The 6466-nt window shown below is 61.9% G+C and carries 11 protein-coding genes; 10 read left to right on the top strand and 1 reads right to left on the bottom strand.

The genetic code is table 11. From position 1 onward, the window contains the following. Positions 1-1169, bottom strand: a 1169-nt coding sequence (locus QZ994_RS18055; RefSeq protein WP_290876894.1) for a DUF4158 domain-containing protein, incomplete at its 3' end; no start/stop codon positions are given. Between the two features lie 266 nt (positions 1170-1435). Between QZ994_RS18055 and QZ994_RS18050 the strand changes: the two genes are divergently transcribed. The 10 genes from QZ994_RS18050 (at position 1436) to QZ994_RS18005 (ending at position 6075) form a co-directional block, all read left to right on the top strand. Then, positions 1436-1705 (top strand): type II toxin-antitoxin system RelB/DinJ family antitoxin, encoded by a 270-nt coding sequence (locus QZ994_RS18050; protein ID WP_017518824.1) that lies wholly within the window; start codon positions 1436-1438, stop codon positions 1703-1705. Next, positions 1692-1973 (top strand): type II toxin-antitoxin system YafQ family toxin, encoded by a 282-nt coding sequence (locus QZ994_RS18045; RefSeq protein WP_017518825.1) that lies wholly within the window; start codon positions 1692-1694, stop codon positions 1971-1973. Before QZ994_RS18050 ends, QZ994_RS18045 begins: the two co-directional genes overlap by 14 nt. 126 nt (positions 1974-2099) lie before the next feature. Further along, on the top strand, positions 2100-2675 hold the full coding sequence (locus QZ994_RS18040; RefSeq protein ID WP_027477877.1) for a recombinase family protein: 576 nt from the start codon (positions 2100-2102) through the stop codon (positions 2673-2675). Between the two features lie 136 nt (positions 2676-2811). Then, on the top strand, positions 2812-3102 hold the full coding sequence (locus QZ994_RS18035) for a nucleotidyltransferase (RefSeq protein WP_001247892.1): 291 nt from the start codon (positions 2812-2814) through the stop codon (positions 3100-3102). Then, positions 3099-3485, top strand: coding sequence for a DUF86 domain-containing protein (locus QZ994_RS18030; protein ID WP_290876233.1), 387 nt, complete (start codon positions 3099-3101; stop codon positions 3483-3485). Before QZ994_RS18035 ends, QZ994_RS18030 begins: the two co-directional genes overlap by 4 nt. A gap of 236 nt (positions 3486-3721) precedes the next feature. Then, the gene (locus QZ994_RS18025) at positions 3722-4078 is read left to right on the top strand and encodes a cupin domain-containing protein (protein ID WP_003465043.1); all 357 of its coding nucleotides are present in this window, start codon (positions 3722-3724) and stop codon (positions 4076-4078) included. 254 nt (positions 4079-4332) lie between these two features. Then, positions 4333-4659 (top strand): hypothetical protein, encoded by a 327-nt coding sequence (locus tag QZ994_RS18020; protein WP_003100858.1) that lies wholly within the window; start codon positions 4333-4335, stop codon positions 4657-4659. After that, positions 4656-5156 carry a hypothetical protein gene (locus QZ994_RS18015; RefSeq protein WP_003100856.1) on the top strand — a complete coding sequence of 167 codons (501 nt, stop codon included), beginning with the start codon at positions 4656-4658 and terminating at the stop codon, positions 5154-5156. The genes QZ994_RS18020 and QZ994_RS18015 overlap by 4 nt, the downstream gene beginning before the upstream one ends. Continuing rightward, positions 5153-5524 (top strand): hypothetical protein, encoded by a 372-nt coding sequence (locus tag QZ994_RS18010; protein ID WP_003100853.1) that lies wholly within the window; start codon positions 5153-5155, stop codon positions 5522-5524. The genes QZ994_RS18015 and QZ994_RS18010 overlap by 4 nt, the downstream gene beginning before the upstream one ends. After that, positions 5518-6075, top strand: a complete 558-nt coding sequence (locus QZ994_RS18005) for a recombinase family protein (protein ID WP_004118524.1) — start codon at positions 5518-5520, stop codon at positions 6073-6075. Before QZ994_RS18010 ends, QZ994_RS18005 begins: the two co-directional genes overlap by 7 nt. The last annotated feature ends 391 nt before the right edge of the window (positions 6076-6466 follow it).

Below are 6466 nucleotides of genomic sequence, written 5' to 3'. Positions count from 1 at the left end.
CGCAGCGTGGCGTAGCTCTCGCCGATGCGGTGCAGGAAATCGAAGTCCTCGGGTTGCGCGAGCCGCTGCGCTTCGGTGACGCTCTCGGCGAAAGCATCCCAGGACATGACGGCCTCGATGGCGGCGAACGGATCGCGGCCCGCTTGCTTGGCCTCGATCAGCGCCTGGCCGATGCGCCCGAACAGCCGCACCTTGGCATTGATCGCCTTGCCGGATGCCTGGAACTGCTGCTGATGCTTGTTCTTGGCGGCATTGAACAGCTTGCCCAGGATGCGGTCATGCAGGTCGATGATTTCGTCGGTGACGGTGGCCATGCCCTCGATGGCGAGCGCCACCAGGGTCGCGTAACGCCGCTGCGGCTCGAACTTCGCCAGGTCGGCGGGCGTCATCTGGCCGCCCTCGCGGGCGATCTTGAGCAGCCGGTTCTGGTGAACCAGCCGCTCGATGCCGGAGGGCAGGTCGAGCGCCTGCCACGCCTTGAGGCGTTCGATGTGTTCCAGCATGTGCCGCGAGTTCGGTTTGACCGGGGATTGCCGCAGCCAGGCCAGCCACGTCGTCTTGCCGTTGTCGCGGCGCTTGAGCAGATCGTCGAGGCGACGGCGATGCACGTCCGTCAGCGGCTCAGCCAAGGCGTCGTAGAGACGCCGGTTGGCGCGGGTAATCGCTTCGGCGCTCGCCCGCTCGACGGCGTTGAGGGCGGGCACAATGACCGACTGCCGCCGCAGGTGCTCGATCAAGGCTCTGGCCAGCACGATGCCCTTGTCGGTTTGCATGGCCAGCTCGGTCAGCAACTGGACAGCCTGCCGGTAGTGGCCAATCGTGAACGGCTGGAAGCCGAACACCGTTTGCAGCTCGACCAGGTGCTCGCGTCGGGTCTGCTCACGCTGCCCGTACTCGTCCCAGCTTTCGATGCCGACCTTGAGCTGGTTGGCGACCAGTCTCAGCAATGGCGGGAACGGTGGCTCATCAGCGCCAAGGATGACGCCGGGAAAGCGCAGGTAGCAGAGCTGCACCGCGAAGCCCAGCCGATTGGCCGGGCCGCGCCGCTGCCGGATGATGGAGAGGTCGCTTTCGCTGAACGTGTAGTGACGGATCAACTCATCCTTGGTGTCCGGCAACGCCAGCAGGCTTTCGCGCTCGGCGGCGGAGAGGATCGAACGGCGGGGCATGCGGTTTCCTTCTTCTTGAAAACGTAGGTTTGTGACAAGCCCGCCAAGGCAACCGGCGTGTCATTTTCAGAAGACGACTGCACCAGTTCGCGGGGCAGGCCGACCGGTGTGCAGCCGACTTCTGAACGGGCCGTGTCAGCAGTCCTATGCACGAAGTACCGCAAGGGGGCCGGAATTGCTCAGAACTCCCCTGCACGATGCGGCCTTGTTATGTGGTCGCATTGTGACTACAATGTGAGTATCTGAATCGTTCCCGGAGAATTACCATGAGTACCACTGCCGACACCTACGTCCGCGCCCGCATCGACACCAACACCAAGGAGCGTGCCGCCAGCGCGCTCGAAGCAATGGGGTTGTCGATTTCCGACGCCATCCGCCTGCTGATGCTGCGCATCGCCGACGAACACCGCCTGCCCTTCGATGTGAAGGTGCCCAATGCCACCACCAAGAAGGCCATTGCCGAACTGGAAGCGGGCAAGGGCAAGAAGTTCACCAGCGTGGACGATCTGATGGCGGATTTGCATGCGGACGATTGACCGTTCCTCCGCGTTCAAACGCGATTACAAGCGCGAGGCCAAGGGCCAGCACCGCGCCACGCTCGATGACGCGCTCAAGCCGGTATTGGTCGCGCTGGCGACCGATCAGCCCCTCGATGCGCGCTACCGCGATCACGACCTTTCCGGCGATTGGGCGGGCTACCGTGAATGCCACATCAAGCCCGACCTGCTGCTGATCTACCGCAAGTCCGATCCCGACATCCTGCGCCTGGCGCGGCTTGGCTCGCACAGCGAGCTTTTCGGCTGACGCCAGCCGCCTTGTCCGTCAAACGATCATTAGGCGGCCAAACCGGACGCCTGTCCGAAAACATCTTTCGCAACGGGATGACGGACAATAAGATAGGCGGACGGTATAACGGACAAATGGGCGGAAATGGCACTCATCGGCTATGCGCGGGTATCGACGGCGGAACAGGACACCGCCTTGCAGACGGATGCGCTGCGCAATGCAGGCTGCGAACGGGTTTTCGAGGACACGGCATCCGGGGCCAAGGCAGACCGGCCCGGCTTGGCCGATGCGCTGGCTTATCTGCGCGATGGCGATGTGCTGGTCGTCTGGCGGCTGGATCGGCTTGGCCGCTCCGTTCCGCACCTGATTGAGACGGTCGGCAAGCTGGAAGCACGGGGCGTCGGCTTCCGCTCGTTGACTGAAAACATCGACACCACCACGCCGGGCGGGCGGCTCATCTTCCATGTGTTCGGTGCGCTGGGCCAGTTCGAGCGCGACCTGATCCGCGAGCGCACCAAGGCCGGGTTGACCGCTGCCGCCGCACGCGGGCGCAAAGGCGGACGCAAGCCGGTTGTCACTGCCGACAAGTTGCAACGAGCGCGGGAGCTTGTCGCCAACGGCTTGAATGTCCGCGAGGCCGCCGCACGCCTCAAGGTAGGAAAAACCGCTCTCTACGCTGCCTTGCAGGCGGCCAGTTCTGGCAGTGCAGCCGACTCCTGATATTTCATGCAGTCGCCTTCTGAAAACGACACGGCGCGGCACGGGAATCAAGGCATTGCGATTCTCGAAAATAGTTCTTGAAATTCTATTCTTGATTGCATATCATCTCAACGAGTTTCGATAAGAAAGGATGCCCATGCGACCGTCTGTTGTGCTTGACATGAAGCGAAGCGCAGTGCGTGAAGCGGTAGGCCGCTTTCGCGCCGCGAACCCGCGCGTCTTCGGCTCGGTGCTGCATGGCACCGACCGGGATGGCAGCGACCTCGACCTGTTGGTCGATGCGCTGCCCGGTGCCACGTTGTTGGACTTGGGCGATTTGGAAGAAGAACTGAAATCGCTGCTCGGCGTTGACGTCGATCTGCTGACTCCCGGCGACCTGCCGCCGAAGTTCCGGGCCAAGGTGCTCGCGGAGGCGCAACCGATATGAGCGAGAACCGCCTGCCCGATTACCTCGACCACATTCAGCAGGCCGCAACCGATGCGCGCAGCTTCGTGGAAGGGATGGCCAAGGACGACTTCTTGGCCGACAAGCGCACCCAGCAGGCCGTCATCATGAGCCTGATCGTCATCGGCGAGGCGGCCACAAAGGTGATGGATGGCTACGTCGAGTTCACCCAGGCGCATGCCGACGTGCCGTGGCGCAGCATGCGCAATATGCGTAATCGCATGGCTCACGGCTATTTCGACATCAACCTCGATGTGGTGTGGGAGACGGTACAGAAATGGCTGCCGGCGTTGCTCCAGCAATTGCCCGCCGTGCGTCAGGATGCCGACGATGAAGACCGTAACGACAAAGGCATGGAGCCATGACCAATCAAGCCGCCGATGTTCGGCCCCTCTGGCGTGTTCGATCCCGCGACCTATGAGCCGCGCTCGGGCAAGACCTTCTGGATGGCCGCAACGGACGTGAGTTCGCTGGTGGGCAAGGAGGCAGCAGCCGACACGCTCATCGGCAACTGCACGACCGCACGACCAGCCTCCCGTTCAAATTCGAGTTAGAACTCATATCCAGCCTGTCTGGGGGCACTGTGAAAGAGGGATCTCCGATGACTGTTGAATCGAGAATATTTTCTGTAGCCGAGTATGTTCAGCCGTCCGAAGGCGAGCCTATTCGTTCCGTTGTGCTTGAAACCCGAGACTCAATTATCGTGGTTTGGCATGTCCATCCCGGGCAGGAAATTGCGGCTCACATTCATCCTCACGGCCAAGACACGTGGACTGTTTTGTCGGGAATGGCTGATTACTTTCAGGGCAATGGGATTGTTCGTGCCCTCAGGGAAGGTGAGATAGCCGTGGCAAGACCGGGCCAAGTGCACGGGGCGCGAAATACAGGTACCGAGCCATTTGTGTTCGTCTCGGTTGTGGCATCAGCCAATGCCGGTTTCGTATTGGCTGAGCGATAGAGCCCAATCTCTGGAGTTGGTCCAATGAGCGGTCGGGGAGATAGGTAACAGACATGCAGCGGACACGGCTGCTAAACCAGGTCGCAAACCTCCTTGCGTCGCAGCGTGCCGCAAGCGACGCGATCAATCGAATGGGGTCGGCATGAGACTGAACACCATCCAGTTCCCGACCGCGTAGCCGCCTGTCCTGCCGATCAGGTCTTGACCATCGACGCCTGGGATCAGTCCTGAATGTTCTTGGAGACCACTACGTTATGAGCCGCAGCCGCCGCAAAACACCCATCGTCGGGCACACGACCTGCGGCAGCGAGCGCGAGGACAAGAAGCTCTGGCATCAGCGCTGGCGCACCCGTGAGCGCACGGCGCTGACCAGCGCGTCGCCCGAAGCCCTGAGCGCCCATCTGCCCCTGCTGGAAAACCAGGCCAGCAGCGTCTGGTCGATGGGCAAGGATGGCCGCTCCTACTGGCCCGTCAAGCGCCAGGCCGCCACGGCGGATCGCATCGCCAATCACAAGGGACGCAACCCGCAAGAACGCGCCTCCCTGAAAAAGCGCCTGCTGCGCAAGTGGATGAGCAAATGAAGCTCTCCTTCCATCAGCACATTGCGCTGTTCTGGATGATCGGTGCTCCGGGCGTCTTCGCGCCCGTGATCGAGAACGCCAAGCGGCCCGATGCCGGCGCCGTCATGGCGTGGGGTGTCGCGATCGTGGCGGTGATGATCCTCTTCACCCCTTTGCTGCTGCGCTGTCCACCATTCCGGCGCTGGTATGGCCGGACGGATGCGCTGTCGGAGCGGCAGCGCCAGGCGCTTGCCGAGCGCGGCCTGCGCCGCTACTACCAGACCGCTTTCGATGACGGCTACGTGCCCCGCGTGATGCCCTACGTGTGGCGCATCATCTGGACGGTCGGCGGGTTGATGGCTGTGACCGCCGTACTGCCTACCAACACCGGACGGCCAGCCTTCGATGCCTTGGTGGTCTTCTCGACCTGGTATCCGATAGGCGTGATGCTGCTGGTTTTCGCGTCGAGGCCCCTTGGCCGGTTGATTCGCCAAAGAGCACAGGAGCGGCGGAAATGAGCACGTCAACCATCGAGGCGCTGGCCAGCGCCTGGGCAAGGATTGCCGAGGAAGCGGAATTCCCCGCTGACTACGAGGGGACTGCCACACCACAAGCGCATCGGGCTAGCGAAGCTATTCAGGAGCAGATTCGGGAGCGCATCGTCGCCACCAACGACATGCGGCTGTTCAGCCTGCTGCACCTGCTGGGTCAGGCGTCGCTGCGCATGGAGCAAGCGCTGTGGCCGGAGGATTACGAGCGGATGACGCGCGAGGTTGAGGAAGCCCTGCGGCAAGCCACCGACGCCAACGCCAGATCGTACACCCACGAAGAAGTGATGCAGGCGATGCAGGAACGCATCGACCGGGCGCGAGACAAGCCATGTTGATTGGCTATGCGCGCGTCTCGACGCAGGATCAGAACCTGGAGCTGCAACGCGAAGCCTTGAGCAAGGCCGGATGTAAAAAGGTCTTCGAGGACAAGGTGAGTGGCACGCGGGCAGACCGGCCTGGCTTGGCCAAGACGCTCGAAATGCTGCGCGAAGGCGATACTTTGGTCGTCTGGAAGCTCGACCGGCTGGGCCGGTCGGTCAAGCAACTGGTCGATCTGGTCGGCGAGCTGCACAAGCACGGTGTCCAGTTCAGGAGCCTCACCGACTCCATCGACACCGGCACACCATCCGGGCGGTTCTTCTTCCACGTCATGGCGAGCCTTGCCGAAATGGAGCGCGAGCTGACCGTCGAGCGCACCCGCGCCGGGCTGGAAGTCGCCAAGCAGCTCGGCCGCAAAGGCGGCCGCAAGCCGAAGATGACCGACAGCAAGATCGAGTCGGCCAAGAAGCTGCTGGCCAGCGGGGTGCCGCCCAAGGACGTGGCCAAGAACCTCGGCGTGTCCATTCCGACGCTGTACCGCTGGGTGCCAGCCTCCACGCACGCTTAGCGTGCTTTATTTTCCGTTTTCTGAGACGACCCCTATCTGCCCGGTTGAAGTCGAAGATCGATGTATCTGTAGGGTTTGGAAATAAATGCGGGCGCCCACCGCACTCACGGCTCAGTTACCATTCTTTGTGCATCGCGGCCGCGCGGCTAGTTGGTAGCTGTTCTAAGCCTAGTCAGTGCCGCCCTTCGCCCCAAGCCCCATAGTCAGATTTGAGAAATGACAGTAGGCGATGCCGCAACGCGCTTCATCGACCTATGTAAAACGACTCCTTTATCGAAATAGTGCACTCATCGGGGTCTGTTTGATTGCCGTGCAATTTTCGACGGTAGGTCCATCCAGTACTGACGCGGCTTTCCGGCCGACGCGAACCAAATTTCCCTTTTAAATCAGA

The organism is Aquabacterium sp. (assembly GCF_021768455.1).
In the GTDB taxonomy this organism is placed as follows: Bacteria; Pseudomonadota; Gammaproteobacteria; order Burkholderiales; family Burkholderiaceae_C; genus Aquabacterium.
This window is presented reverse-complemented; position numbering and strand designations above follow the sequence as displayed.